The following is a 25231-nucleotide window of genomic DNA, read 5'->3' as shown; positions in this document are numbered from 1 at the left end:
GAACCGTTGAGCAACACCCCGACCACGTACATCTCCCGATCCCGTTGGAAGGCACCACCCCACCGGCCCATCCCCGACAGGATGGCCCCGAGAGAGGAGATCGTCATGGCCCTCGAGGATCATCCCGCCCACAACACGGAGGCCGAGCAGGCCTTCCTCGGCTGCCTGTTGCTGGACGACCGGTTGCTGGCGGAGATCTTCCCCGCCCTCGACGACGATGACTTTTACGTCGAGCAATATCGGCAAGTCTACCGGATGATCCGGACGCTCGCCGGCTCGGGCCGGCCGGTCGATCGGGCGGCGTTCGTCGCCGAATCGATGCGGACTGGGGCCGCCGACATCGAAGACCTGACGAAGCAATTCGATCGGATTTCGGGGAGCGTCCCGCATGCGGCCAACGGGCAATCCTATGCCGACATCATCCGGTCCAAGAGGATCGAGCGCGACATCATGTCCTGCCACGAACGAGCCCGCGGGCCCGCCCGCGAGGGCTGACAACCCGGCCCATCCGCGACGATCCAGGGTCGAGTCCCGAACCCGGCGGGCGGTGCCCATCGAACCAGCCCCTCGAAACAATCGGACATCGCATCCATGCCACGGCAAAAGGCGATTCTCCTGCTCTTCATCGGCCTGTTCGGGTGCTGCGCCGGATTCGTGTTCGTCGCCCGGATCGTGGTCGAATCGATCCAGGGCGAGCCGTATCAAATGATGCTGCGGAACGCCGACGGCCGGGCGGTCGTCCAGTTCAGCCAACCCGACCGGGGACTCGTCTCCCCGGAGTTCCCCATCGACATCCCCATCGAGACCCCTCGGGTCGCGGTCCTCCGCTCGGAGCGCCTGGACGTCCCGGGGTGCGAGGTCGAGTTCTTCGACCCGACGATCCTGCCGGGCAGGTTCCAGATTCGTATCGGGAAAGTCCTCTTCGACGTCATGCCGGCCCGGATCGTCGTCGATGATGTCGATCACGGCTGGAAGCCCCATTGAGCCCGACGCGGCCCGAAGCAAGGATGCGTTGTCGGCGTGGGGGCACCGACCACCTTCAAGTCCCGACACCGAAAGGCGATGCCCATTCGAACTGCGCCCCGGCCGACAGCCACGGGCATCCGGCCCGAATCACGACCATCGCGAGAGGACGACGACGCCATGACCGATCGCAAGGCCCGGGATCGAGTGCAGCTTTCGTTGATCGTCGTGCTGGCCTTGAATGTGGTCGGCCTCCTGTTCTCCCCCGCCCTGATCCCGGCCTACCAGGCGGGGAGCGTCGATGCGATCCTGGGTCCGGACGAGCTGCGGGACCGGAAACTCATCGAGGTGGTCTACCGGACCCATCGCCACAACGAGACGAGCCCGACGAGGATCATCCTCCCCTTCCAGTTCCTCGGTGCAGTGACGGCCCTCACGGCGGCGGCCGGGCTGGTCGCCCTGCTCCGCGTGCCGAAACCCCTCGCACCCGGCATGATGGGCATGAGGGACCGTCCATCATCCTGACGGGAGTCGGGCCATGTGGCAGGGGAGCCCCTCGGGGTGGGCCGATGCCACCCCGGCCCGGCCGGGTTATGATGCGACCTCGAACTGGACCGGGCCGTTCCTGGGGGACCGACGATGCGACGCACGATGATCCGATGGGTGCTCCTTGGCTCCGGCCTGATGGCGGCGATCGCGCCGGGCGCGCGGGCCGGGGGGCCGGTCGGGGTGACGGCGGCCGAGGGGGAGGACAAGGGGGCGAGGCAGCCGCAGGTGGCCGTGGATGCGAAGGGGACGATCTACGTCGCCTTCGGCCGCGATGACCTGGTCCGGTGCGCGGCGTCGAGGGACGGCGGCAAGACGTTCGCGACCACCACGGTCGGCTCGGCCGGGACGCTGGCGTTGGGGATGAGGCGCGGGCCCCGGGTCGCGGCGGCCGGCGACGGGGTGGTCGTGGTCACGGCCATCGTCGGGTCCCAGGGCAAGGGGAAGGACGGCGACCTCGTGGCCTGGCGGTCGGCCGACGGCGGCCGGAACTGGTCGGGGCCGACCCGGGTGAGCCGGGTCGACGGCGCCGCCCGCGAGGGGCTGCACGGGATGGCCGCCGCCCCCGACGGCCGGGTCTTCTGCACCTGGCTCGACCTCCGCTCCGGGGCGATGGAGATCTACGGGGCCCGGTCGGCCGACGGCGGCCGGACCTGGGAGCCCGACGCCCGAGTCTACCGCTCGCCCGACGGGGCGGTCTGCACCTGCTGCCACCCCTCGGCCGCGTTCGGCCCCGACGGGTCGCTGGCGGTGATGTGGCGGAACAACCTCGGCGGCGACCGCGACCTCTACTACGCCCGCTCGGCCGACGGCGGGCGGACCTTCGCCCCGGCCGAGAAGCTGGGCCATCGCGCCTGGAAGCACAACGCCTGCCCGATGGACGGCGGGTCGATCGCCTTCGACGCCTCGGGCCGGATCGCCTCGGCCTGGATGCGGGCCGGGTCGGTCTTCACCGCCTCGCCCGGCGAGCCCGAGCGCCCGCTCGGCCCCGGCGTCCAGGCCTGGACCGCCGCCGGCCCGTCCGGCCCGGTCTCGGTGTGGCTCGACCGCCGCCCCGGCATGCTCCTGGCCCTGCTCCCGTCGGCCCCGGACCCGGTCCCCCTGGCCGAGCGGGCCAACGACCCGGTGGTCGTCTCCGGCCCCGGCGGGGTCGGCCCGGTGGTCGCCGCCTGGGAGAGCCCGGGCGGCCCCTCCGGGATCGCCTGCCAGGTGCTCGAACCGGGCCCGGCGCCCGCCCGCTGATCCGGGAGGGAGGCCCCCCGATGCCCGCCGACCCTCTGGTGGTGATCCTCACCCTGGCCGCCCGCCCGAAGTACGCCCGACGGGCCATCGACGGGCTCCGGGCGTGCGACGGGGTCGGCGACGCGATCATCGTCCCGTGCGTCGACCCGGTCCCCGGCCAGATCGACGCGATCTGGGCGCTGGTGGAGGGGATCGACTTCGCCGAGTGCCGGCCCTGGTTCAACCCGGCCCGGCTGGGGGCCCACGCCAACATCCGAAGGGCGTGGCGCAGGGGGTTCGAGCTGGCCGACTACGTGGCGATCTGCGAGGAGGACATCGTCTACGCCCGCGACGGCCTGGACTTCCACCGCTGGGCCCGCGACCGCTACCGCGACGACGCTGCGGTCTTCTCCGCCACCGCCTACCACCAGCGCCCGGGCCCCTGCCCCCCCGACCGCCACCACGCGGTCGGCCGCCGGCCCTGGTTCCACCCCTGGGGGGCGGGGATGTGGCGCGACCGCTGGGAATCCTTGCCCCCGATCGCCGACGACTGCGCCGACCCGGGCTGGGACATCCATTGCCGGCTCGGCGGGATCGCCGCCCGGGGCCGGGTCGAGGTCCACCCGGAACTCTCCCGGTGCCAGAACATCGGCATGGAGACCAGCGTCCAGGACCCCCGCCACCGCCCCCCGTCCTGGTATGCCGAGCGCCACCACGTCAAGCACTGGGCGGGCAACCACCGGGTCGCCCCCGGCGCCTGGCGGGAGTCGGTCGCGCTCGACGAGATCCCCGGCGCCGTCACGCCGGCCGAATGCCGCAGGCTCGCCGATCTGGCCGCCGGCCGCGCCGTCCTGGAGATCGGCAGCCAGGCCGGCCGCTCCACGATCGCGATGGCGGCGACCGCGCGGGTCGTCCACGCGATCGACTGGCACCGCGGCGACCCCCACGCGGGCTTCAAGGACACCCTGGCCACCTTCCTGGCCAACCTCGACCGCCACGGCGTCCGCGACCAGGTCATCCCCCACGTCGGCCGGGCCCAGGAGGTCGGCCCGGTCCTCCGCGACGGGGCCTTCGACTTCGCCTTCGTGGACGGCTGGCACGACGAGGCCGAGACCCATCGCTACATCGACCTGGTCTCCCGCGTGGTCGCCCCCGGCGGCCTCGTCGCCTTCCACGACTACTTCGACCGCGACACCTTCCGGGTCAAGGCGGCCGTGGACGCCCGGTTCCCCGGCGGGCCCGACGAGGTCGTGGAGAGCCTCGCCATCGTCCGCCTGCCCGGCTGAACGGGGCGAGTCGCCCGCTCATTCGTGAAGGATGGATGAACCCTCCCGGGATCGAGGACGCGGCACTTTTCTTGGGGTGGTCGATTGGATATGATAGCCAGACCCGGGGGCGAGTCGTGCCGGGCGGGACCGTCGGTCCCGACGCATGGCCGATCGACGAGCGAGCCCCGGATCAGCCCGGCCCCGACGCGGCCGGGCGGCTTCATTTGGGGTCCCGGGCGCGACCGACGGGCGGGCGGGGACGAGGCGCGGGTGTTCAGGGTGGAGTTCGCCGGTCGGCCCGGGTGCCGGGGCGATCGGTCGGGGAGGTGACAGCGAAGCCGATGTACGTACCGAAACAGCTCTTCTTCACCAAAGGCGTGGGCGTCCACCGCGAGAAGCTCACCAGCTTCGAGATGGCCCTGCGCGACGCCGGCATCGCGTGCTACAACCTGGTCCGGGTGTCGAGCATCTACCCGCCCAACTGCGAGGACATCCCGATCGAGCAGGGCCTGCCGCAGCTGTCGCCCGGCCAGATCGTCCACGTCGTGATCAGCGAGTGCGCCACCGCCGAGCCCAACCGCCTGATCGCGGCCAGCGTCGGCGTGGCCAAGCCCCGCGACAAGAGCACCTTCGGCTACCTGTCCGAGCACCACGCCTACGGCCAGACCGCCAAGGTCGCCGCCGACTACGCCGAGGACCTCGCCGCCGAGATGCTCGCCACGGTGCTGGGGGTCGAGTTCAACCCCAACAGCTCGTGGGACGAGAAGCGCGAGATCTGGCGGATCGCCGACGTGATCTTCCAGACCAAGGAAGTCACCCAGACGGCCATCGGCAACAAGGATGGGCTCTGGACCACCGTGATCGCCGCCGCGGTCCTCCTCCCGTAAGCGAAGAGAAAGAGAAGAGAACCGCGATGCCGCACCGTCCCCACGGCGAGATGCCCGATCCCCCCGAGGCCGATGCCTCGGAAGGGAAGTACCTCCAGAAGGTCTCCCAGCACCGGATCGCCCCCCCCGCCGTCCGCGGGGACGTGTCGGCGGCCGACCTCATCGATGGCGCCTTCCTGAGCTACAACGCCGGGCGGCTCCGCGAGGTCTGCCAGGTCTTCACCCGCAAGATGCTCGAGCCCGACTGCACGGTCGGGCTGTCGATCTCCGGGGCGCTCACCCCCGCCGGCCTGGGGATGAGCACCCTGATCCCGCTCATCCGCGCCGGGTTCGTCGACTGGATCGTCTCCACCGGGGCGAACCTGTACCACGACACCCACTACGCGCTGGACCTGCCCCTGCACCAGAGCCGCCCCAACCTGGACGACTACGCGCTCCGCGAGAACGCGATCATCCGGATCTACGACATCGTCTTCGACTACAAGACGCTGCTGGACACCGACAGCTTCTACCGCGAACTGATCCGCGGCGAGGCCTTCGCCCGTCCGATGGGCACGGCCGAGTTCCACTACGAGGTCGGCCGCTACCTCCACGCCCGCGCCGAGGCCCTGGGTCGGCCGGCGAACAGCCTGCTAGCCGCCGCCTACGAGGCCGGCGTGCCGATCTACACGTCAAGCCCCGGCGACAGCTCGATCGGGATGAACCTGGCGGCTTTGACGTTCCTGGACTCCAAGCTCCAGATCGACCCCCTCCGCGACGTCAACGAGACGGCGTCGATCGTCTACCAGGCCAAGCAGAACGACGGCAAGTCCGGCGTGCTGATCCTGGGCGGCGGCAGCCCCAAGAACTTCATCTTGCAGACCGAGCCCCAGATCCAGGAAGTCCTGGGCCTGAGCGAGGCCGGGCACGACTATTTCCTCCAGATCACCGACGCCCGCCCCGACACCGGCGGACTCTCCGGCGCCACCGCCACCGAGGCGATGACCTGGGGCAAGGTCGACCCCGAGAAGCTGCCCGACTCGGTCACCTGCTACACCGACTCGACCATCGCCCTGCCGCTGCTCACCGCCTACGCCCTGGCCCGCCACCCGGCCCGGCCCCTCCGCCGCCTCTACGACCGACGCGAGGCCAACTACAACATCCTCCGCGACGCCTACCTCGCCCGCGAGGCCGAGACGTCGGCCGGTCCCGGCCCGCACCCTTGAGCCGGGGCGCGGTCGCCACCCGGGTCGTCCGCATCGACCCCGACCCTCCCGAGTCGGGGCCGTTGGCCGAGGCCGCCGCGACCCTCCGATCGGGCGGCCTGGTCGCCTTCGCCACCGAGACGGTCTACGGGCTCGGGGCGGACGCGACCAATCCCGAGGCGGTCGCCCGGATCTTCGCCGCCAAGGGGCGGCCGGCGACCAACCCGCTGATCGTCCACGTCGACCGCAAGGAAACGGCCTTCCCGCTGGTCGCCCGCTGGACGGCGGAGGCCGACCTCCTGGCCGATCGGTTCTGGCCCGGCCCGTTGTCGCTGGTCCTGCCCCGGTCGGGGTTGATCCCCGACAACGTGACCGCCGGGCAGGGGACGGTCGGCCTCCGGGTCCCCCGACACCTCGTCGCCCGGACGCTGATCGAGCGGGCCGGGTGCCCGATCGCCGCCCCCAGCGCCAACCGCTCGACGGGCGTTTCCCCGACGCGGGCCGAGCATGTGTGGGGCGACCTCGCCGGCAAGGTCGACCTGATCCTGGACAGCGGGCCGACGGCGGTCGGGATCGAGTCCACCGTGCTCGACCTCTCCGGCCCCTCCCCCCGCGTGCTCCGCCCCGGCTCGATCACCGCCGAGCAGATCGCCGAGGCGCTGGGAAGGCCGGTTTCCTCGGCCTCGCACGCCGCCGACGCCTCGTCGCCGATGTCCAGCCCCGGCCAGATGGACGTCCACTACGCCCCGCGCACGCCGGCGTTCCGGGTCGAGGGCGAGCGATTCGACCGGCTCCCGCCGGGCTCGGGATCGTACCAACGGATCTCGATCGGCCCGCCCGACCGCCGCTGGCCGGCCGACCCGACCCGCGAAAGTGAGCACGTCGGATTATCCGACCCGGGGCAGGCGGCCGAGATGCTCTATCGCCTGCTCCACGACGTCGACCGAACGAAGCCAACATTCCTCCTGATCGTCATGCCGCCCGACCTCCCCGAGTGGCGGGCGATCCGCGACCGGGTGCGGAGGGCCACCCGCCCCTGGGACGGCCGGGCCCCCCTGCCCTGACCGCCGCTCCGACGCGGGCTCGTCCGCTCAGGGATCCGGATCCATCGGGATGGCGCACAACATCAGGTCGTCGCGGAGGCAGGCGGAATCGACCGACGACGCAGCTTCGGTCAATTCCGCGGCGAACGGCCGCCAGAGGCCCTGCAAAAAACTCATCGGCGGCCAGAGGGCGAATTCCCGATGCTCGCATGCTTCGGTTTCGAGGAACCAGCCGGAAATCGCCCCGAGCGCCGAGTCATCGAACCGGCCGACACGCAGGCGGGTCGCCAAGATGAGCAGCGAGAGTGGGACGAGCAACGGTTCGGGCCAGATCGGCCCGCCCTGATCCAGTCGCCAGGTCAGGAACCGGGCCAGGGCTTCCCCGGCCTCATCGCCCAGAACCCGGGCGCTTTCCAGGCTCCGAACCAGCGTCACATCCGGATTGAGTTCGCCGGAATCGGGGTGGAGGAGTAACGCGCAGGCAAACAGGCGGGCCTGATGGCCCCTCCGGCCGGTCGGGCGAGGCTCGCAAGGAGGCGGGTTGGGCCGATCCGGGTCGCAATTGCGGGTCGACTCAAGAGCCTCGCAAGTATCAAGCGAGATCGGGGCCAGGCCGGCCCCAGCATCGCGGAGGAGCCGCAATTCCGCCATCACCTTCGAGCGATCGAGGCTACGGCGGGCGCCGAAGTCGACGATCTCCCATAGCATCATGTCATCAACGCTACGCCGCACGACTTCGAACAGAAGGTCCGGCGACGGGGGGAATCCGGCGAGCAAGGGAGCGGGACAATCCATGATCGATCCTCCCGCACCCCGGCCGACCCGAAGAGGCCGATGTCACTCGAACAGGCGACGCTGATCGAACAGATTGAGGTCGGTGTCCTCGGGTTCGGGCTCGACCATGCCGAGGTGGCGGTAGGCCTTGGCGGTCGCCTTGCGGCCGCGCGAGGTGCGGACGATGTAGTGGCGACGCAGGAGGTAGGGCTCGACCTCGTCTTCCAGGGTGTCGGCCGCCACGCTCATGGTGGCGGCCAGGGCCTCGGCGCCGGTGGGGCCGCCGCGGAAGACGCGGATCAGGGTCTCCAGGTAGCGGCGGTCCTGCTTGTCCATCCCCTCGACGTCGATGTCCTGCATGGCCAGGGCGTCTTCGGCGATCGGCAGGGTGATGTTGCCGTCGGCGCGGGCGGTGGCGAAGTCGCGGACCCAGCGGAGCCGGGCGTTGGCCAGGCGCGGGGTGCCTCGGCTGCGGCGGGCCAGCTCCCAGGCGGCGTCGGGGGTGATCGTGGTCTTCAGCTTGGTGGCGTTGATCGAGACGATCCGGGCCAGGTCATCGACGTCGTAGTATTCGAGGTGCTCGTGCATGTGGAAGCGGTCGCGCAACGGGCCGGACAGCATCCCGCTCCGCGTGGTCGCGCCGATGATCGTGAACTTCTTGAGCGGGAGGTTGATCGTCCGGGCCGACATCCCCTCGCCGAGCACGACGTCGACGCGGAAGTCCTCCATCACCGGATAGATGAACTCCTCGACCGTCTTGGGCAGGCGGTGGATCTCGTCGATGAACAGGATCGACCCTTCCGACGCATTGGTCAGGTAGGGCATCACGTCCATCTTCTTGTCCAGGGCCGGCCCGCTGGTCATGTTCAGCTCGACGCCCAGCTCGTTGTGGAGCACGGTCGCGAACGTGGTCTTGCCCAGCCCGGGGGGGCCATCGAACAGGATGTGCGGCAGCGGCTCGCCCCGCTTCTTGGACGCCGACAGCGCGATCGACAGCCGGTCGGCGACCGAGCGCTGGCCGACGACCTCGGACAACTTTTGCGGGCGCAGCTTCTCTTCTTCGGTCTCGGGGGGCGGCCCCCCGGCGTTGCGGACCGGCCGTTCGTCGTCGCCATCGCCCCCGCCGCCGGGCGCCCCCGTGATGATCGCCTCGCGCATGATGCCTGCCCTCGTCCTGGAAGCCCGGGTTCCCTCCCGATCCATCCTCAATTCATCTCATCGTCAGGTGGCCGGCCGTTGCTGCTGATAAATCGCGTCGATCATGTCGGCGACGCTCTTGTACTTCTTCTTGGTCATCAGGACCCGGTCGATCGCCTGCCGGGCCTGGCTCTCGGAGTGGCCGACCGACATCAGGGCGGCGAAGGTGTCGCGGATCACGTCGGGCTCGGCATTGTCCGGGACGCCGTTGGCCTGGGCCTTCGCGTCGCCGGCATCGGCCCCCAGGATCAGGGCGAACTTGCCGACCTTGCGGCGGAGCTTGGCCACGATCCGTTCGGCGGTCGCCTCGCCGATGCCGGGGTGGGTGGCCAGCATCTTCACGTCCTGGTCCTGGATCGTCCGGGCCAGCTCCCGGACCGGCCGGACCATCGCCCGCAGCGCCTTGCGGACGCCCACGCCGTCGACCGAGCAGAAGATCTCGAAGAACTCGCGTTCGATGTCCGAGGTGAACCCGACCAGCCGGGGCGTCATCCGGCCACCCATCTGGTTCCCCTCGATGTAGAACAGGGTGTGCAGCCCGATCATCTCGCCGAGCTTCCCCTGGAGCTGCCTCCGCGTCGACTCCGGGATCAGGACCGCGATCTCGACCGGGTCGACCGCCAGCGTCAGCTCCTCTTCCCCCACCGAGCGGAGGATCCCCCGGATCATCGTAATCAAGCGAATCCCCCCTCGCGTCCGACTCGTCGCTTTCTGGCCTTTTGTTCACCGATTATGAACGCGATCCGCAAAACCGACAAGGTCAATTCTTCTGGCAACACCGATCCGATTCCGGCACAGTGCGGGCCGGGGCATCATCCACGAAAATCAAACAACCGGGCGAGGGGGCGGCGCGATGGCGACGACGCGGCGGGCGTTCATGGAATCGATGGGCATGGCCGGCGTGGGGGCGGTGCTGGCGGGGTCGGCGGAGACGGCGCGGGGGTTCGCCCGCAACGGCACCCTGTCGGTCGCGTGCATCGGCACTGGGGGGCGATGCCGGACCTTGATGGCGAGCCTGGCGAAAGTGCCGAATGTCCGGATGGTGGCAGTCTGCGACGTCTGGGATAGTGCCCTGGAGCAGGGGAAGAAGCTCGCGGACCCGGCGGCGTTCGTCACCAAGTCTTACCGGGAGATCCTCGACCGCAAGGACGTCGACGCCGTCCTGATCGGCACGCCCGACCACTGGCACGTCCCGATCGCGGTGGCCGCCTGCGACGCGGGCAAGGATGTCTACGTCGAGAAGCCGCTCACCCACGACCCAGCCGAGGGGCCGATCATCATCGCCGCCCAAGACCGGACCGGCCGGGTGGTGCAGGTCGGCCAGCAGCAACGGAGCATGCCCCACATCCAGGCCGCCCGGGACTGGATCAAGGCCGGGCGGATCGGCCGGGTGTTCAAGGTCGCCGCGAGTTGGAACCGCAACACCGGCAGCCGGTTCCAGCGATCGCCTTTGGGGATCAACCCCGCGTCGGTCGCCTGGGACGACTTCCTCGGTTCGGCCCCCAAGCAGCCATTCGATGAATACAAGTTCCGCAACTGGCGGTGGTTCTGGGATTTCGGCGGGGGCATCCTCACCGACTTGATGGTCCACTGGATCGACGTGGCCCACTGGATCCTCGAACTCGACGCCCCTCTCAAGGCGGCGGCCTTCGGCGAGCACCTGGCCGCCCCCGAAGTTTGGGAGACGCCCGACGCCATCCAGTGCCTCCTGTCCTACGCCGGGGGTGTCGACGTCCATTTCGAAGGGACGTTCTCCAACGCCCGCCATGCGGCCCGGATCGAATTCATGGGGCCGGACGGCACGATCTACGTCGACCGGGGGGCGGCGATCCTGACGCCCGAGGGGAGCAAGACGGCCGCCGAGTCGATCATCCTGGGGACCAACCCCAAACGCGGGGCCGATTTCTACGACAAGCCGGACGGCGAACTCCTCCACCTGACCGACTGGGTCGAGGCGATCCGCGCCCGCCGCAAGCCGAGCTGCCCGGCCGAGGCGGGTGTCGTCGCGGCGATGTCGGCCCACCTGGGCAACCGCGCCTTCCGGTCCGGCCAGGTCGCCGTGCGGCCGGCTTGACGCGACGAACCGAAGGGGCCGGACGCGCCGCGTCCGGCCTGGACGCGCCGGGCGGACATCCCGGACGCGCAACCCTGCCCTCTGGCCGCGAAAGATCTTTACGCAACGCAGACGCTCACCCTCCGTTTTGAAACTGGCCGCCGGAAGGACGGAGCCACCGGCGGGCCTTGGCCGATCGCGCGGACCGCTGAGATCCTCGGGACGCGATCAGGCCGCGATGCCGGGCGCAATCGCGCAGCACGGCCGCCGAACGATCGCGCCCGGCGCAACGAGCCGCAATCTCGCGGGCGGCCCGACCGGGGCGTGACGTAGGGCGCAATCCGCCGTCAAGGCCGTCGCCACCCCCCGAGGGCCGACGAACAAATGATGCGACCAAATAACCGACGCCCAAGTTGAGCGTAAGAGAGCGTTAGCCTTCATTCGTTTCTGGACGTTGTATCATTGCGTGCCTCGCCCGCGAGCGGGAATCGCAGGCCCGGGGGCGCAATCGCCGCCGTCCGGGCCGGGTTCGCTGTACGCGCCGGGCGAGTGGTCGCCGAACGTCCCAGGCCGATGCGGAGCCCACGCCCCATGACCCAAGCCCTCCCCGCGACGACCGCCCCCCGCCGTCCCCAGCGGAACCCCCTGCCGTTCGCCGCCGTCCCGCACGCCCTGGCCGAGGACGCCCGGCTCAAGCCGATCGACCTGGCCGTGGCGCGGGCGATCCTCAAGCACGCCCGGGCCGACGACCACGCCTGGCCGTCGGTCGCCACCCTGGCCCGGCAGGTCGGCCGGACGCGGCGGACCGTCCAGTTCGCCCTCCGACGCCTCGAAGGGGCCGGCTGGATCGCCGCCGAGCCGGCCGGCAACCCGACCGGCCGCGTCCTGGTCCTGACCTGGCGTCGCGACGGGGGCGCAACCCTCGGCGCGGGGGAGGCGCCCTCGATGGCGCCCCCCCCGGCGCAAGCCCCGGCGCCCGAACGAGACGTGCCCGTAACAAGACTCAAGGACCGAGAGCCGGCCAGGGCCAGGACCGTTTCACGCCCACGCCCGGAACCCGCCCCGATCCCGGAGCCGTCCGCCCCCGCAGCCCCCCCGATCCCGGAGGCCCAGGTCCCCGAGCCGGTTGCTGTCCCGGTCCCGACCCCGGCTCCCGCTTCCACCCGCAGGCGTCCCCGGTGGGCGGCCTCTCCGGAACTGGCCATCGCGGCCGACCGGACGGCCGACCCGATCCTGGCCCGGGAAGTGGCCCGGCGGGCCAACCCCGCCCCGCAACAGATCGCGAAGCCGGCCCCGGCCTCCACGGCCGAACTGCTGACCCGGCTCCGCGAGGCGCCGCAGCACCCGGCGGCGGCGGCCGAACTGCTGGCCCGCGAGTTCGCCGACCGCAAGAGCTGGCCCGGCTTCCTGGCCCGGTGCCAGGAGGCTTGGGACGGCCGCCGCTCTCCCGAGGAACTGGCCGAGGCCTACCGCCTGGCCTCGGCCCCCGGCGCCCGGAACCCCGGGGCCGTCTTCATGTCCGCGCTCCGGAGGGCCCGTGCTTAACTCCGATCGACTCCCCTCAGGCCCCGATCGCCTTCAGGTAGCGCCCGGCCGACCGCGCGACCACGGCCTGCGCCCCGGTCGGGATGATGCCCTTGCCCCGGACGAAGAACGCCCCGTAGAGCCGGTCGTACCGCAACGGCTCCAGGCACGACATGACGTGGCGGATCGTCGGGCCGTCGAGCGGGATGTAGTTGGGATAGCTGTACATGAACGAGACCTGGGACGGGTCCATGCAGACCTGCGGCTGGTCCCCGGCCATCAGGACGCCCCGGCCCTCCGCGCCCGCCGGCCAGTGGAGCACCTGGTAGCCGGTGAAGTGGCCCCCGGTGCGGACCAGCTTCAGGCCACCCCGCAGGGGCTTCGTCTCGCCGCCCCAGAATTGGACCGCCGGGTCGGGACGCATCACCCAGGGGCGTTCGGCCTCGTGGATGTGGATCGGCGCCCCGCCGAAGGCGCGGCTCCACTCGACCATCGAGGTGTAGTAGTGCGGGTGCGAGATGGCGATCTCGGCGATCCCGCCCAGCTCCTTGATCCGGGCCACCGTCGGCGGGTCGAGCGGGGGGATGCAGTCCCACAGGACGTTGCCTTCGGCGGTCTGGATCAGGAACGCCCGCTGGCCGATCCCGGCCTTGGGCTCGGCGTTGATCGAGTGGAGGCCCGGCTCCTCGGGCTTGATGATGACCTTGTGCGTCCGGCGGTACGCCTCCATGGTCGTCCACTGCTGCCCCTCGGGCGGGACGTACTGCCGCTCGTCGTCGCAGATCGGGCAGCGTTCCGGGGGCCTGGCCGTCTCGGCGAACTGCGTCCCGCAGGTCACGCAGAGGTACGCCGTCTTGCCCCCGGACCCCTCGTCGGGGCCCGCCCCGATCGCCGCCAACGCCGCCGCCCCGATCGTCCCCTCGGCCATGAAGGCCCGCCTCGTTCTCGGATCTTGCATCGTCGTCCTCCCGTCCCATTAGGGCCCGTTCTCCGGCTCCATCTCAATGGGGATGCCCGGCCTCTGCAAGGGCCCGCCGGGAATGCCCCCCTCGCAGGGGAGACTTCGGAGGAGCCGGAAATGAGTAAATTCCATATATTCGGATGTCATATATTGTGCGCGGCGATGGGCATGACTTGGCTGACGGCTCGCGTGCAACCACCATGCATGCGATCGCAGTCGGGCGGATGGGGAGGCGATGCGCGTGTGGATGATAGCAATAGAACGCTGGCAGGTGACACATAGCATGAGCGAATTGGGTTGAATTCATTGAATTGGTACGGTGGCTGCATGGCACTGTTGCGTGACGAAGATGCGCCCGGCCACTCTCCCCGGTCCGGGCCGATTCACCTCCGGAAACGGCTCATTTTTCGGGCTCCAGTCGAGTCAGGGCCCTCATCCGCCCGATGGCTCATCCTCTCGCCTGCCCGGATGCTGAGCAGCCTTGCGAACGGTCTAGACAAGCTGCGTCGCGTGCCGTGCTCCTCGGAGCGCTTCGATCGGGATGGGGCGGATCGCCCCGGCCCGTCAGGCGACCTCGCGTCCTTCCACGCCCCGGAATCCGCCAACGATTGAGGCTCAACCCATGATGCGTCGCGTGTCACCGCGCCCCGTCCGCGGCTTCACCCTGATCGAACTTCTGGTGGTGATCGCCATCATCGCGGTCCTGATCGCGCTGCTGCTGCCGGCCGTGCAGGCGGCGCGAGAGGCCGCCCGCCGCGCCCAGTGCACCAACAATCTGAAACAACTCGGCCTGGCGATTCATAATTACGAGAGCATGAACAATGCTTTCCCGATGGGCAGCTTCAAGGCCTCTCGGGCCGACAACTGCGTCTTCCAATATCGCCACACATTCAATAGCTTTATCATGTCGTATTTAGAACAGGGATCTGTCTATTCATCGATCAACTTCACCCGGGGCTGGAATTCCTCGTTCCAGAACACGGCGTGGAGCACCCAGATCGCGGCCTACACCTGCCCTTCCGACACGCCCGCCAAGCAGTCCGACCCCGGCTACGTCCAGTACGTCCAGACCTCGTATGCGCCGGTGCGCGGCGGCACCGAGAATATCGTCTTCTCCTGGGGCTCCGGGGCCGCCGCGCCGAACTCGGATCGGTGCGGGGCGATCGACGGCGAGGGGGTCTTCGGCGAGAGCATCTCCTACAAGATCAGGGACATCAGCGACGGGACCAGCAACACGCTCGCCATCGGCGAGACCTCGCGGTTCCGCGACGAGGTCGCCGGCCCCTTCAACATCGGCAATGTCTTGAATTACTGGGGCGGCCCGGGGACCCCGGGTTATACCAACGACACCCGCATCAGCGGCGGGGCCTACACGGTCCCGAAGATCAACGCCAAGCCGAGCAAGACCGATGGGTCGGCGAGCGCCATCAATGCTTGCGGCGGGCCGTTCTCGTCCCCGCAATACGGGAATTCCATCGGCTGGGGCCGGCCGAATTCGGGCTGCCAGGACCTCGGGCAGTTCGGCTTCCGATCGAATCACCCCGGCGGGGCCAATTTCGTCTTCTGCGATGGGTCGGTCAAGTTCCTGAAGGAGACCATCAACTGGACGACCTACCAGGCCCTGGGCACCCGGGCCGGGGAAGAGGTGATCAGCTCCGACGCCTATTGAAGCCGCCGGGCGCCGCCCCGACCGGCCCGCACTCGACTCCGAGGTATCGCACCATGAACATTCGATTTTTCCTCGCGGCCCCCTGCGTGATCGCCCTCGTCTCGGGTTGCGGCGAGGCGGAAACCCCCACGACGCCGGCCCCGGCCCCGGCGGATGCGCCGAAGGCCCCCGGCGGCAGGGCGCCGGCCGCCCCGGCCCCCGCGGGGACCCAGCAGAAGCCCGTCGACTGATCCGATCCCGGCAAGATCCCCGGTGATGACTCCCGGCGAGGGGTCCGCTCGGCCAGGGCGGACCCCTCGCCGTTTCGAAGGCGCGGCCGACATCCGCCGCGGATCGGGCCCGTGGGCGCGATGGGGCCGGCCCGGTTGCCCGGGCTCATGCCGTCGGAGGCGGGCCGACATCGGGCGGGTTTGAAATGGCCGAGGCCATTCCATCATGCGGGGATGATCTGATGGGCGCGAGGCCCGGATCGCCGAGCGATGCGACGTGATTCGAACGACCATGCCATCGGGGCGGGACAGGCTCCTTCCGGGATGACGCGAAATCAGCGCATGGATAGCGGATGTGATGACGTTTGACGGTCGAAACAAAAGCTCAAGCGAATCTGTGAATCCATCGATTTGGCATGAATCCTGCTTAGAAATTCCGATCGATTCTCTCTCCGCCCGGCCGACTCTCCCTTCGCCGGGCCGATTCACCTCTGAAATGGCTCGATTCTCGGGCTTCGGGCGAAAATGTCGGCCGTCCGATGGATGGCCAATCCTCCCGTCCGCCCAAACATCGAGCAATCTTGCTGCTTGTATTCGCTGACGCGTGTCGCGGTCAGTCTCCTCGGAGCGCCTTGGGGATGGGGCAAAATCGCTTCATCCCCTCGGGCGACCTCGCGTCCTTCCACACCCCGGGATCCGCCAACGATTGAGGCCTCACCCATGATGCGTCGCGTGTCATCGCGCCCCGTCCCGCGGCTTCACCCTGATCGAACTGCTGGTGGTGATCGCCATCATCGCCGTGCTGATCGCCTTGCTATTGCCGGCCGTGCAGGCGGCGCGAGAGGCCGCCCGCCGCGCCCAGTGCGTCAACAACCTGAAGCAACTCGGCCTGGCCGCCGCCAATTACGAGAGTACGTCCAACTCGTACCCCATGGGCAATGTCGCCCGGAACATGAAGGATAATTGCGCGACCAATTTCGCGCACTCGGCGTTCAACTTCATGCTGCCGTACCTCGAACAGTCGGCCGCCGGCGCGTCCTACAACTTCTCGCGGCCGTACAACAGCGTGGTCCAGTTCACGGCCTCGGGCAGCAAGGTCGCCAGCATGCTCTGCCCGTCGGACTCGATCGCGGCGGTCGCGCCGTCGGGATACATCGTCACGACCCAGACGTCGTATTCGATGTCGCGCGGGCAGCATGAAAATATCTGGTACAACTGGTCCCCCTCGGGCACCCTGCCCGATCCCAAGGGGTTGTATGCCGACACCTGCAATTACGGCGGGGGCGACGGCATGTTCATGCCCAATTCGGTCGTCAAGGTCGCCGACGTGACCGACGGGACGAGCAATACGTTCCTGTTCGGCGAGACCTCGCGATTTCGGGATGAGCCGTCGACGTCGGTCTTCAATTTCGGCAACGTCACCGGCTGCTTCAACGGCCCGAACTGGGAGACCACGCGAGTTTGGCCGGGGGATATGCGGCCGACCTCCGGGGCCTTCGTGATCCCCAGGCCGAACGCCCCGCCCGACAAGACCGGGACCCTGATCAACGCGCTCGCCGGCCTGTCCCTCCCGCCCGACTGGGCCGAGGAACCCTATGCGACCCAGTTCCAGGAACTCGGCCAGTGGGGCTTCCGGAGCAACCACCCGGGCGGGGTCAACTTCTGCTTCGCCGACGGGTCGGTGAAGTTCATCAATAACACGGTCAACATCAAGACCTATCGCGCGCTCGGGACCCGCTCCGGCGGCGAGATCATCAGCGCGGACGCCTATTGATCGAGGGGCGATCCCCGTCGCCCCGCCCCTCCTCGCGGCCCCGACTTGCCCGCTCCATCCGACCCCGCCGAGATCGAGCCCGAGCCGATGGTGGCCTGATCTCGGCCTTCGTCCGGGAAACCCCAGAGATGCGCAAGTGTTGCTCGATCCTGATCGCCCCGCTCGTTTTCTCGATCATCATCGGGTGCGAGAGTCAGGCGCCTCCCCCGGGGCCCGTGGTCCTCGAGGACCCGCCGCCCCCTCCCCCGAAGGGTAAGGTCAATGGCAAGGCCGCCCCCTCGGTCAAGCTCGTCCCCTGACCGGGCCGCCCGCCGGGCCACGGATCCCGGCCCGGTGTCTCCCCGGGTCATAGGAATCGTCCGTTCTCGGGGCTTGCCCCGGGGCCGTACCTGCCCCGCCCGGCCGGGCGGGGGATCGCGGGCGGTCGATGCGGGGGAAACGAAAAATCGCGACGGGACGATGCCACGGAAGGCATCGGCGTCGCGATGATTCGGATCGGCGGTGTTGCGGTCGGCCTCAGGCGGTGGGCTTGCGCGGGGGCTTCTCGCGGGTGCCGCGCCAGTCGGAGAGGAGGGCCTTGAGTTCCTCGACGGTCACGCCGCCGTGGTCGTCGTTGGAATCCCAGCGGGCGACGATGGCCTTGTGGCGGTCGCGGAGGACGCCCTTGGGCAGGAACTTGCCGTGGAACTTCTTGTAGAACTTGTTGCGGGGGTCGGCCGGTGCCTGCGTGGCTTCGGCTTCGGTGGCGGGGGCTTCGGGAGGCATCGGATCGACCTTGGTGGCTGTTGGGAAGGCGACGTGCGTCGCGATTCGTCAAAAGGGCCGGAGGGCGCGGCCCGCTCGCCGGAATCGGGACAGTTTACCGGAGTGCGGGCCGCGTGTCGAGTCGACTGGTCAGGCGTCTCCGCCGGGGCGGACTTCCGACCGGAGGTTGCGGTATCGCCACGACTTGGGGGCGGGCAGTCCGACGATCGGCTCGGCCATCGGCTCGGGCAGCTCGCTCGGGCCGTGGGGGCCGTCGAGCTGGCCTTCCCAGCCGTGGGCGTTCAGGCTGCGGAGGATCTGGTCGGCCAGGCGGATCGACCGCAGGGCGTCGGCGCCGGTGACCCGGGGCCGGGAGCCGGAGCGGACCGCGTGGACGAAGTCTTCCAGCTCCAGGGCCAACGGCTCGCGGCCTTCGCCCTGGACCTGGTCGACGCGGAGGATCTTGCCGAAGATCCGTTCCTTCACGTCGGCCGGTTTGGTGAGGTCGAGCCCGTCGAGGTCGACCTCGCCGCGGCGGAGCCGGTCGGACGGCCGGACGATCGTGCCGAGCTTGGTGGCGAAGTCGAGCGTGACGTAGCCCTCGGCCGCCCAGAGCCGCATCTTCCGCACCGCCTGGAAGCTGGCGCGGCTGGCGGTGAGGTTGGCGATGCAGCCGTCCTCGAACTCGATCCGGGCGTTGGCCACGTCCTCGCCGCCGACGCCGAAGACGCCGACGCCCACCGCCGAGACCGACTTGACGGGCGAGTGGACCATCGACAGGACGAGGTCGATGTCGTGGATCATCAGGTCCAGCACCACGCCGATGTCGGTCGAGCGGAAGGTGTAGACCCCCATCCGCTCGGCGGCGATGTACTTGGGGCGGATCGCCAGGCCGTCCAGGGTCGACAGCGCCGGGTTGAACCGCTCGATGTGCCCGACCATCAGGGTGGTCGCGTTCCGGTCGGCCAGCGCGACCAGTTCCTCGGCCTCGGAGAGCGTGGCGGCCAGGGGCTTCTCGACCAGGGCCGGGATGCCCCGTTCGAGGAAGGCGCCGGCGACCTCGCGGTGGGCCTTGGTCGGGACGGCGACCGAGACCGCGTCGACCTGGCCGATCATGTCGCGCCAGTCGGCGATCACGGAGGTCTTGCAGGCCTCGGCGACGGCGGCGGCCTGCTCGGGCCGATAGTCCGAGACGCCGACCAGCTCGACGTCGGGCAGGGACGCGAGGATGCGAGCGTGGTGGCGGCCCAGGTGACCGACGCCGACGACTCCGACCTTCAGGCGGTTCATGACTTCCTCCAGCGCTCGCGGGCGCGTCCGTGCTTGCCTTCGTGCTGCTCCTGGACGAATTCGAGGAGCCGCTTGACTTCCGGGAGCATGTGGTCGTGGGATTCGAGGATCTCGGCCGCGTGCCGGGCGTTCATCTTGGCCCGGTACATGAGGCGGTGGGCCTCGTGCAGGGCGTCGATCGACTCGGCGGAGATCCCGTTCCGCTTGAGCCCGACCACGTTGATGCAGCGGACCTTGGAGGGGTTGCCGTCGACCAGCATGTAGCGGGGCACGTCGTGGATGATCCGCGACTGGCCGCCGACGAAGCTGTAGCCGCCGATGGTGGCGTAGTGGTGGACCGCGACGCCGCCGGAGATGCTGGCGAACGACTCGACGTGGACGTGGCCGCCGAGCATCGAGCCGTTGGCGATGGTGATCCGGTCGGCGAGCTTGCAGTCGTGGGCGATGTGGGCGCCGGCCATCAGGAAGCACTGGTTGCCCAGGCGGGTGATCCCGTCTTCCTTCTCGGTCGCCCGGTTGATCGTCACGTTCTCGCGGATGATGTTGCGGTCGCCGATGATGACCTTGGTCGGCGCCCCGTGATAGGAGACGTCCTGGGGGTCGCCCCCGATCACCGAGAACGGGCTGATGACGTTATCCTCGCCGATCTCGACGACGCCGAGCACGCAGACGTGGGCGATCAGGCGGGTGCCGCGGCCGATCTTGACGTCGGGGCCGACGACGCAGTACGGGCCGATCTCGGCCCCTTCGGCGATCTCCGCCCGGGGGTCGACTGCGGCACTGTCCGCGATCAAAGTGGCCATGAGACACCTCGCATCCATGAGGTTGGGGACCGGCGCCATCCATGGGCCGGGATCATCGGGCCTCGCGTCCGGCGGGCATCCTGGCCCGGCCCGACGTCCTTCTCGCGAAGGCCCCCGCACGAGGGGGAGGAGGTATCATGAGTCATTATCGGCCGGAATCAGGCCGCGCGTTCGTTTTCGATCACCACGAACCGGATCTTGGCCTCCGCGGCGATCCGATCGCCGACGCGGGCGACGGCCCGGACCTGGGCGGCCTTCCCCTTGAGGCGGAGGCCGTCGACGTCCAGGCGGAGCTGGTCGCCGGGGATGACCTGGCGGCGGAGCTTGACCTTGTCGATCGACGCCAGCAGGGCCGCCTTGCCTCGGGCGTGGCCGTGGCCGATCAGGATGCCCGCCGCCTGGGCCAGGGCCTCGATGATCAGGACGCCCGGCATGATCGGCCGCCCCGGCCAGTGCCCCTGGAAGAACGGCTCGTTGATCGACACGTTCTTCAGCGCCGAGACCCGGTGGCCCGGCTCGAACTCGACCACGCGGTCGATCAGCAGGAACGGGTAGCGGTGCGGCAGGACCTTGAGGATCTCGTTGATGTCCATGGTCGCCGGGCTCGGCGTCGGGGCCGCCTCGGCGGCCTGCGAGCAAATCGACTGGAGCAGCTTGCGGGCCAGCTCGGCGTTGAGCGAGTGGCCCGAGCGGTGGGCAACGACGTGCCCGGCCAGGTCCATCCCGATCAGGGCCAGGTCGCCCAGCAGGTCGAGGATCTTGTGCCGGACGCACTCGTCGCGATACCGCAGCTCGTTGCCGATCACGCCGTCGCGGCCGAAGATCAGCAGGTCCTTCTCGGTGGTCCGCGACCCGATGCCGGAGGCCCGCAGGGCGTCGGCCTCGGCCTGGAGCAGGAAGGTCCGGCTCGGGGCCAATTCCGCGCGGAAGCTGTCCGGGTCGACGTCCACGAACAGGCTCTGGCGGCCGATCGGGGTGTCCGGGCCGTAGTCCAGGTTGTAGCCCAGGACCAGGCGGGACGGGTCGCCGGGGTGGGCGGTGAGGATCGAGTCCCCCTCGCGGACTGTGATCGGCGCGTCGATCACCAGGACGTCTCGGGAGGCCGATTGCTCGACGATCCCGGCATCGGCCAGCGCGTCGGAGAAGGCGCGGCTGGATCCGTCGCAGCCGGGCGTCTCGGGCCCGTCGATCTCGACCACGGCGTTGTCGATGCGGAGCCCGGCCAGGGCCGCCATCACGTGCTCGACCATCTCGACGATCGCCGGACCGCGTTCGATGGTGGTCCGCCGCTGGCGGGGGATCACGTGCCGGACGTGGGCCGGGACGGAGGGGCGATCGGGCAGGTCGGCCCGGACGAAGGTGATCCCCTCGTTGGCGCCGGCCGGCCGGAATCGGAGCCGGACGTCGAGGCCGCCCAGGAAGCTGACGCCCCGGACCTCGGCCTCTCGGGCGATCGTGCGTTGCGGACGTCTGGCGATGGGCATGCCCGGCCGGCTCCAACCTCGGTGGTGATCAGTGGTCGCGATGCGTCGATCGGCCGGGGGACCTCGGATCCCCCGGCGTCACATGCGGTCGGTTCAATTCCGGGCGGGGGCCGGGCGGGCGGCCGCGGCGGCGGGGGCCGGGGCGGCACCGGCGGCGGGGGCCGGGCGGGCGGCGGCGCCCGGTGCGGCGGCACCGGCGGCGGCGGGCTCGGGCTTGGGGGCGACCCCGCCGGCCTTGCGATAGGCCTCGTTGAGCGTGTTGGTGACCTGGGCGGTGATGTCCACGCGGGCGTCGGCGTAGAGGACCGTCCGCGACATGACCGCCATCACCGAGTTGGGCTCGCTGCCCTTGGCCTCCTGGTCGGTGAACTTGATCACGAAGGTCATCCCGCGCTGCTGGGCGATGTAGCGGGCGAACTTCTGGATCTCGTTGTAGATCCCGGCCATCGTCTCGGATTCTTTCTGGGTGAACTCGCGCTCGGCGTTCTTGCGCCCGGCCTCGAACTGGCCTTCCAGCATCGTGATCTTATCTTCGCACTTCTTAGCATCCGGGCTGCCCGGCGTCAGCTTCTGGTACATCTCCTGGGTGGACTTGGCCTCCGCCATGATCTTCATCAGCTCGTTCTGGCGGGCCATCGCCTCGGCCTGCAGCGTCTGGGTGGCGACTTTGAACTTGTCGTAGTTCTTCAGGACGCTATCCATGTCGATCGTCCCGATCGAGACGGACGCCGGGCCGGCCGGGGCGGTCGTGGCCGCCTGGCGGAGCTTGGGATCTTGCTGCGGCTGCTGGGCGACCGAGCGGCCCACCAGGCCCGCCGCGCCAACCAGGCCCAGGCCCACCACCAACGCCACGCGAGTCGATCGGGTCATCGGATACCAACCTCCGTGTTGAGGCCCCCCATCATCGGGCGGCCCGGGACCGGCACACCGGCACCGCGCGGGGAGGCGTCGGGCCGCTCGCCCCGCCGATCCGTCGGCGGGCGCGAAAAGCCAACCCGTGGCCCCTCGGAGGTCCGAGGCGAGGCCGGAGGGTCGGCGATAGGCCGGCATTCTGCAACGAGACGGCGTGGGGGTCAAGGCGAACCGCCCGATCATCTCGCCCGGCCCGCCCGGGGGCGGGCCGGCGTCGGGGAGGATCCGCCGCCCGGGCCCCGCCGCGACCTCGGGGCGACGCTCAGTTGCCGCCGTAGGTCAGCGTGAAGTCGTTGAAGCGGATCTTCTTGGGCATCTCGCCGGTGGCCGAGAACAGGCTCACCAGCAGCTCGCCGAAGTGATCGGCGCGGACGCTGTAGAAGTTGTGCTTCCCCTCGCGGCGCGACTCGATCAGGCCCGACACCCGGAGCAGCGCCAGGTGATGGCTGACGGCCGGCTGGCTCTGGCCGAGCCGGGTGCACAGGTCGGTCACGTGCAGTTCGCTGTTCTGCGCCAGATAAAGCAGGATCCGCAGGCGGGTCTCGTCGCTCAGGAGCTTGAAGACCTGCGCCAGGTCGCGCACGGCCTGCTCGGAGACCTGCGGCATCACCTCCAGGGTCGTCTCGGCCGAATCTTCGGACTTCTTTGATGCCTTCTTGGCCATGAATCTGCTCCCGCCTAGTAAGGGTTTTCCCCGGATGTCGCGTGCGCCACCGGGGTGGTAGATGCGATGCGAAGTGATATCCAATGATATGCAGCACGCATCCGAATATCAAAAAAGGGAATGGGTCGCGGGCGGGGGGGGCGACTCTTTCCCGACCTGGGGGGCGATGGGGGGCCGGTCGATGGGGCGATTATCACAACACCCATCTCACTTGCACGCAAGCGAATTGGTCGTCTCGGTCGAATCGCATTTCGCATGCCAATCCAGCAGACTTGATTGTGCCATCGAGGTCATCCGGGCCCTCACGCGACGCCTTCGAGCAGCCCGTAGCGGGCCAGGCTCCGCCTCAACGCGGCGATGCCGGACTCGTCGGGTGGGCACAGGGGCAGCCGCAGCTCGCCATTGCCCCGGCCCAGCAGGGCCATGGCCGTCTTCAGGGCGATGGGGTTGGTGGCGACGGAGAGGAGGTCCCGGCAGAGGGGGAAGAGCCGCTGGTGACGCTCCCGGGCGGAGGCGATGTCGCCCGACTGGAACGCGGAGACCAGCCCCATCACATCCTTGGGGATGAGGTTGGCGACCACGGAGATCACCCCCTCTCCCCCCACCGCCATCATGGGCAAAGTCAGGCTGTCGTCGCCCGAGAGGATCGTCAGGTCGGTCCGGGCCGCGAGGTCGCTGACCTGGTCCAGCGACCCGCTCGCCTCCTTGATCGCGACGATCGGGGCCATCTCCGCCAGGCGGGCGACCGTGTCGACCTCGACGTTCCGCCCGGTCCGCGAGGGGATATTGTAGAGGACCTGGGGCAGGTCGCAGGCGTCGGCGATCTTGGCGAAGTGGGCGTACAGCCCCTCCTGGGTCGGCCGGTTATAATAAGGGGCCACTAGCAGGGCGCCATCGGCCCCGGCCTTCGCCGCGAACTTCGTGAGGCGGATCGCCTCGGCGGTCGAATTCGAGCCGGTGCCCGGCAAGACCTTGGCCCGCCCCGCGGACTGCTCCACCACCGTGGCGATCACCCGCTCGTGCTCGTCGTGCGACAGGGTGGGGGATTCGCCCGTGGTGCCGACCGGGCTGAGGACCGGCGTCCCCTGCGCGATCTGCCAGTCCACCAGGGACCGGAGCGTGTCGTAATCGACCTCGCCGTCCCGGAACGGCGTGATCAGCGCGACGGTGCAGCCCGCGAACATTCGACCCTTCGATGCCATTCCTCAACCTCGTGGTTCGTTGCCCTGATATAGATTATCGATTGTTCGGTCGGGGGACGAGTCCCCGAGGCTCGGAAACGACACGTTTCTGGGAGGATGTGGTCGCCGGACCACTCACGTCGTCCCGAAAGCGGCCTTCATGGAGCGGACCGCCTCCCGCAGCCCGACGAACACGGATCGGGACACGATGGAGTGGCCGATGTTCAGCTCGGCCATCCCGGCGATCCGGGCGACGTCGGCGACGTTCGCATAATTCAACCCGTGCCCGGCGTGGAGGGCCAGCCCCAGGTCCCGGACGCAGGCGGAGGCGTCAACCAGGGCTGACAGCTCGCGGGCCACGTCGGCCGCCTGGCGGGCGTCGGCGTAGCGTCCGGTGTGCAGTTCGACGGCCATCACGCCGAGCTCGGCGGAGGCGCGGACCTGGGCGAGGTCCGGGTCGATGAACAGGCTGACGCCGATCCCGGCGTCGTGGCAGGCCGCGATCGCCCGGGCGACCCGGTCGCGCTGGCCGATCACGTCGAGCCCCCCCTCGGTGGTCAGCTCCGCCCGGCGCTCGGGCACCAGCGTCACCTGGTCGGGCCGGGTCCGGACGGCGATCTCCACGATCGCGGGCTCGGCGGCCATCTCCAGGTTGAGCCGGGTCTGGGTGGTCTCGCGCAGCAGCCGGAGGTCGCGATCCTGGATATGCCGCCGGTCCTCGCGGAGATGGACGGTGATCCCATCGGCCCCGCCCAGCTCCGCCTCGACCGCCGCCCAGACCGGATCGGGCTCGACCCCGCCCCGGGCCTGGCGGAGCGTGGCGACGTGGTCGATGTTCACACCCAGACGAGGCATTCTCCAACCTTCCTGACTGGATCGG

General features: G+C 69.6%; 25 protein-coding genes. 13 read left to right on the top strand and 12 right to left on the bottom strand.

What is annotated here, in order from left to right; genetic code table 11:
* Positions 1-105 precede the first annotated feature (105 nt).
* From TA3x_RS18900 to TA3x_RS18865, 8 genes are all read left to right on the top strand, one after another.
* Entirely contained in the window at positions 106-495 is a 390-nt protein-coding gene (locus TA3x_RS18900) for a DnaB-like helicase N-terminal domain-containing protein (RefSeq protein ID WP_435016216.1), read from the top strand.
* 96 nt (positions 496-591) lie between these two features.
* On the top strand, positions 592-984 hold the full coding sequence (locus TA3x_RS18895) for a hypothetical protein (protein ID WP_435016215.1): 393 nt from the start codon (positions 592-594) through the stop codon (positions 982-984).
* Positions 985-1143: 159 nt separating this feature from the next.
* A complete protein-coding gene (locus TA3x_RS18890; protein ID WP_435016214.1) occupies positions 1144-1488 on the top strand; it encodes a hypothetical protein in 345 nt (114 codons plus the stop codon).
* A gap of 114 nt (positions 1489-1602) precedes the next feature.
* The gene (locus tag TA3x_RS18885) at positions 1603-2751 is read left to right on the top strand and encodes a sialidase family protein (protein WP_435016213.1); all 1149 of its coding nucleotides are present in this window, start codon (positions 1603-1605) and stop codon (positions 2749-2751) included.
* 20 nt (positions 2752-2771) lie between these two features.
* Entirely contained in the window at positions 2772-4016 is a 1245-nt protein-coding gene (locus TA3x_RS18880; protein ID WP_435016212.1) for an O-methyltransferase, read from the top strand.
* Positions 4017-4339: 323 nt separating this feature from the next.
* Positions 4340-4885, top strand: a complete 546-nt coding sequence (locus TA3x_RS18875) for a pyruvoyl-dependent arginine decarboxylase (protein ID WP_435016211.1) — start codon at positions 4340-4342, stop codon at positions 4883-4885.
* A 50-nt stretch (positions 4886-4935) separates the two neighbouring features.
* Positions 4936-6090, top strand: coding sequence for a homospermidine biosynthesis protein (locus TA3x_RS18870; RefSeq protein ID WP_435022397.1), 1155 nt, complete (start codon positions 4936-4938; stop codon positions 6088-6090).
* Positions 6087-7133 carry an L-threonylcarbamoyladenylate synthase gene (locus tag TA3x_RS18865; RefSeq protein ID WP_435016210.1) on the top strand — a complete coding sequence of 349 codons (1047 nt, stop codon included), beginning with the start codon at positions 6087-6089 and terminating at the stop codon, positions 7131-7133. Before TA3x_RS18870 ends, TA3x_RS18865 begins: the two co-directional genes overlap by 4 nt.
* Positions 7134-7160: 27 nt before the next feature.
* Here the strand turns inward: TA3x_RS18865 and TA3x_RS18860 are convergent, their stop codons facing one another.
* From TA3x_RS18860 to ruvA, 3 genes are all read right to left on the bottom strand, one after another.
* A complete protein-coding gene (locus tag TA3x_RS18860) occupies positions 7161-7907 on the bottom strand; it encodes a hypothetical protein (protein ID WP_435016209.1) in 747 nt (248 codons plus the stop codon).
* 42 nt (positions 7908-7949) lie between these two features.
* Complete coding sequence (gene ruvB, locus TA3x_RS18855) at positions 7950-9044, bottom strand: Holliday junction branch migration DNA helicase RuvB (RefSeq protein ID WP_435016208.1); 1095 nt, start codon at positions 9042-9044, stop codon at positions 7950-7952.
* Between the two features lie 63 nt (positions 9045-9107).
* A complete protein-coding gene (gene ruvA, locus TA3x_RS18850) occupies positions 9108-9761 on the bottom strand; it encodes a Holliday junction branch migration protein RuvA (RefSeq protein WP_435016207.1) in 654 nt (217 codons plus the stop codon).
* 175 nt (positions 9762-9936) lie between these two features.
* On the opposite strand from ruvA, the gene TA3x_RS18845 reads away from it, so the two are divergent.
* Together TA3x_RS18845 and TA3x_RS18840 are read left to right on the top strand one after the other, a co-directional pair.
* Entirely contained in the window at positions 9937-11157 is a 1221-nt protein-coding gene (locus TA3x_RS18845; RefSeq protein ID WP_435016206.1) for a Gfo/Idh/MocA family protein, read from the top strand.
* A gap of 570 nt (positions 11158-11727) precedes the next feature.
* Positions 11728-12681 carry a helix-turn-helix domain-containing protein gene (locus TA3x_RS18840; protein ID WP_435016205.1) on the top strand — a complete coding sequence of 318 codons (954 nt, stop codon included), beginning with the start codon at positions 11728-11730 and terminating at the stop codon, positions 12679-12681.
* A gap of 16 nt (positions 12682-12697) precedes the next feature.
* Here TA3x_RS18840 and TA3x_RS18835 read toward each other — a convergent pair whose 3' ends face one another.
* Positions 12698-13618 carry an MBL fold metallo-hydrolase gene (locus tag TA3x_RS18835; protein ID WP_435016204.1) on the bottom strand — a complete coding sequence of 307 codons (921 nt, stop codon included), beginning with the start codon at positions 13616-13618 and terminating at the stop codon, positions 12698-12700.
* 628 nt (positions 13619-14246) lie between these two features.
* Here TA3x_RS18835 and TA3x_RS18830 point away from each other — a divergent pair.
* The 3 genes from TA3x_RS18830 to TA3x_RS18820 all read left to right on the top strand — a co-directional run bounded on the left by TA3x_RS18830 (position 14247) and on the right by TA3x_RS18820 (position 17273).
* On the top strand, positions 14247-15290 hold the full coding sequence (locus tag TA3x_RS18830) for a DUF1559 domain-containing protein (RefSeq protein WP_435022395.1): 1044 nt from the start codon (positions 14247-14249) through the stop codon (positions 15288-15290).
* 53 nt (positions 15291-15343) lie between these two features.
* Positions 15344-15520, top strand: coding sequence for a hypothetical protein (locus TA3x_RS18825; RefSeq protein WP_435016203.1), 177 nt, complete (start codon positions 15344-15346; stop codon positions 15518-15520).
* 757 nt (positions 15521-16277) lie between these two features.
* On the top strand, positions 16278-17273 hold the full coding sequence (locus TA3x_RS18820) for a DUF1559 domain-containing protein (protein ID WP_435016202.1): 996 nt from the start codon (positions 16278-16280) through the stop codon (positions 17271-17273).
* A 516-nt stretch (positions 17274-17789) separates the two neighbouring features.
* Here TA3x_RS18820 and TA3x_RS18815 read toward each other — a convergent pair.
* The 8 genes from TA3x_RS18815 to TA3x_RS18780 all read right to left on the bottom strand — a co-directional run bounded on the left by TA3x_RS18815 (position 17790) and on the right by TA3x_RS18780 (position 25206).
* On the bottom strand, positions 17790-18038 hold the full coding sequence (locus TA3x_RS18815; protein ID WP_435016201.1) for a hypothetical protein: 249 nt from the start codon (positions 18036-18038) through the stop codon (positions 17790-17792).
* A 129-nt stretch (positions 18039-18167) separates the two neighbouring features.
* Positions 18168-19307, bottom strand: coding sequence for a Gfo/Idh/MocA family oxidoreductase (locus TA3x_RS18810; protein ID WP_435016200.1), 1140 nt, complete (start codon positions 19305-19307; stop codon positions 18168-18170).
* Positions 19304-20110, bottom strand: coding sequence for an acyl-ACP--UDP-N-acetylglucosamine O-acyltransferase (lpxA, locus tag TA3x_RS18805; RefSeq protein WP_435016199.1), 807 nt, complete (start codon positions 20108-20110; stop codon positions 19304-19306). The genes TA3x_RS18810 and lpxA overlap by 4 nt, the downstream gene beginning before the upstream one ends.
* A gap of 158 nt (positions 20111-20268) precedes the next feature.
* Positions 20269-21594 carry a UDP-3-O-acyl-N-acetylglucosamine deacetylase gene (gene lpxC, locus TA3x_RS18800; RefSeq protein WP_435016198.1) on the bottom strand — a complete coding sequence of 442 codons (1326 nt, stop codon included), beginning with the start codon at positions 21592-21594 and terminating at the stop codon, positions 20269-20271.
* A 93-nt stretch (positions 21595-21687) separates the two neighbouring features.
* Positions 21688-22464 carry an OmpH family outer membrane protein gene (locus TA3x_RS18795; protein ID WP_435016197.1) on the bottom strand — a complete coding sequence of 259 codons (777 nt, stop codon included), beginning with the start codon at positions 22462-22464 and terminating at the stop codon, positions 21688-21690.
* Between the two features lie 304 nt (positions 22465-22768).
* Positions 22769-23170, bottom strand: coding sequence for an ArsR/SmtB family transcription factor (locus TA3x_RS18790; protein WP_435016196.1), 402 nt, complete (start codon positions 23168-23170; stop codon positions 22769-22771).
* A gap of 302 nt (positions 23171-23472) precedes the next feature.
* Positions 23473-24372 carry a 4-hydroxy-tetrahydrodipicolinate synthase gene (dapA, locus tag TA3x_RS18785; RefSeq protein ID WP_435016195.1) on the bottom strand — a complete coding sequence of 300 codons (900 nt, stop codon included), beginning with the start codon at positions 24370-24372 and terminating at the stop codon, positions 23473-23475.
* A gap of 114 nt (positions 24373-24486) precedes the next feature.
* On the bottom strand, positions 24487-25206 hold the full coding sequence (locus tag TA3x_RS18780) for a pyridoxine 5'-phosphate synthase (protein ID WP_435016194.1): 720 nt from the start codon (positions 25204-25206) through the stop codon (positions 24487-24489).
* Positions 25207-25231 lie beyond the last annotated feature (25 nt).

The organism is Tundrisphaera macrotermitis, assembly GCF_051175315.1.
Lineage (GTDB): Bacteria > Planctomycetota > Planctomycetia > Isosphaerales > Isosphaeraceae > Tundrisphaera.
Note: the sequence above shows the minus strand (reverse complement) of the source record. Positions and strands in the feature narration are given on the sequence as shown.

What these genes read in the sequence shown, in the direction of transcription:
- TA3x_RS18900 (WP_435016216.1), top strand. Translation starts at nt 106, where the DNA reads ATGGCCCTCGAGGATCATCCCGCCCACAACACGGAGGCCGAGCAGGCC.
- TA3x_RS18895 (WP_435016215.1), top strand. Translation starts at nt 592, where the DNA reads ATGCCACGGCAAAAGGCGATTCTCCTGCTCTTCATCGGCCTGTTCGGG.
- TA3x_RS18890 (WP_435016214.1), top strand. Translation starts at nt 1,144, where the DNA reads ATGACCGATCGCAAGGCCCGGGATCGAGTGCAGCTTTCGTTGATCGTC.
- TA3x_RS18885 (WP_435016213.1), top strand. Translation starts at nt 1,603, where the DNA reads ATGCGACGCACGATGATCCGATGGGTGCTCCTTGGCTCCGGCCTGATG.
- TA3x_RS18880 (WP_435016212.1), top strand. Translation starts at nt 2,772, where the DNA reads ATGCCCGCCGACCCTCTGGTGGTGATCCTCACCCTGGCCGCCCGCCCG.
- TA3x_RS18875 (WP_435016211.1), top strand. Translation starts at nt 4,340, where the DNA reads ATGTACGTACCGAAACAGCTCTTCTTCACCAAAGGCGTGGGCGTCCAC.
- TA3x_RS18870 (WP_435022397.1), top strand. Translation starts at nt 4,936, where the DNA reads ATGCCCGATCCCCCCGAGGCCGATGCCTCGGAAGGGAAGTACCTCCAG.
- TA3x_RS18860 (WP_435016209.1), bottom strand. Translation starts at nt 7,907, where the DNA reads ATGGATTGTCCCGCTCCCTTGCTCGCCGGATTCCCCCCGTCGCCGGAC.
- ruvB (WP_435016208.1), bottom strand. Translation starts at nt 9,044, where the DNA reads ATGCGCGAGGCGATCATCACGGGGGCGCCCGGCGGCGGGGGCGATGGC.
- TA3x_RS18845 (WP_435016206.1), top strand. Translation starts at nt 9,937, where the DNA reads ATGGCGACGACGCGGCGGGCGTTCATGGAATCGATGGGCATGGCCGGC.
- TA3x_RS18840 (WP_435016205.1), top strand. Translation starts at nt 11,728, where the DNA reads ATGACCCAAGCCCTCCCCGCGACGACCGCCCCCCGCCGTCCCCAGCGG.
- TA3x_RS18835 (WP_435016204.1), bottom strand. Translation starts at nt 13,618, where the DNA reads ATGCAAGATCCGAGAACGAGGCGGGCCTTCATGGCCGAGGGGACGATC.
- TA3x_RS18830 (WP_435022395.1), top strand. Translation starts at nt 14,247, where the DNA reads ATGCGTCGCGTGTCACCGCGCCCCGTCCGCGGCTTCACCCTGATCGAA.
- TA3x_RS18825 (WP_435016203.1), top strand. Translation starts at nt 15,344, where the DNA reads ATGAACATTCGATTTTTCCTCGCGGCCCCCTGCGTGATCGCCCTCGTC.
- TA3x_RS18815 (WP_435016201.1), bottom strand. Translation starts at nt 18,038, where the DNA reads ATGCCTCCCGAAGCCCCCGCCACCGAAGCCGAAGCCACGCAGGCACCG.
- TA3x_RS18810 (WP_435016200.1), bottom strand. Translation starts at nt 19,307, where the DNA reads ATGAACCGCCTGAAGGTCGGAGTCGTCGGCGTCGGTCACCTGGGCCGC.
- lpxA (WP_435016199.1), bottom strand. Translation starts at nt 20,110, where the DNA reads ATGGCCACTTTGATCGCGGACAGTGCCGCAGTCGACCCCCGGGCGGAG.
- lpxC (WP_435016198.1), bottom strand. Translation starts at nt 21,594, where the DNA reads ATGCCCATCGCCAGACGTCCGCAACGCACGATCGCCCGAGAGGCCGAG.
- TA3x_RS18795 (WP_435016197.1), bottom strand. Translation starts at nt 22,464, where the DNA reads ATGACCCGATCGACTCGCGTGGCGTTGGTGGTGGGCCTGGGCCTGGTT.
- TA3x_RS18790 (WP_435016196.1), bottom strand. Translation starts at nt 23,170, where the DNA reads ATGGCCAAGAAGGCATCAAAGAAGTCCGAAGATTCGGCCGAGACGACC.
- dapA (WP_435016195.1), bottom strand. Translation starts at nt 24,372, where the DNA reads ATGGCATCGAAGGGTCGAATGTTCGCGGGCTGCACCGTCGCGCTGATC.
- TA3x_RS18780 (WP_435016194.1), bottom strand. Translation starts at nt 25,206, where the DNA reads ATGCCTCGTCTGGGTGTGAACATCGACCACGTCGCCACGCTCCGCCAG.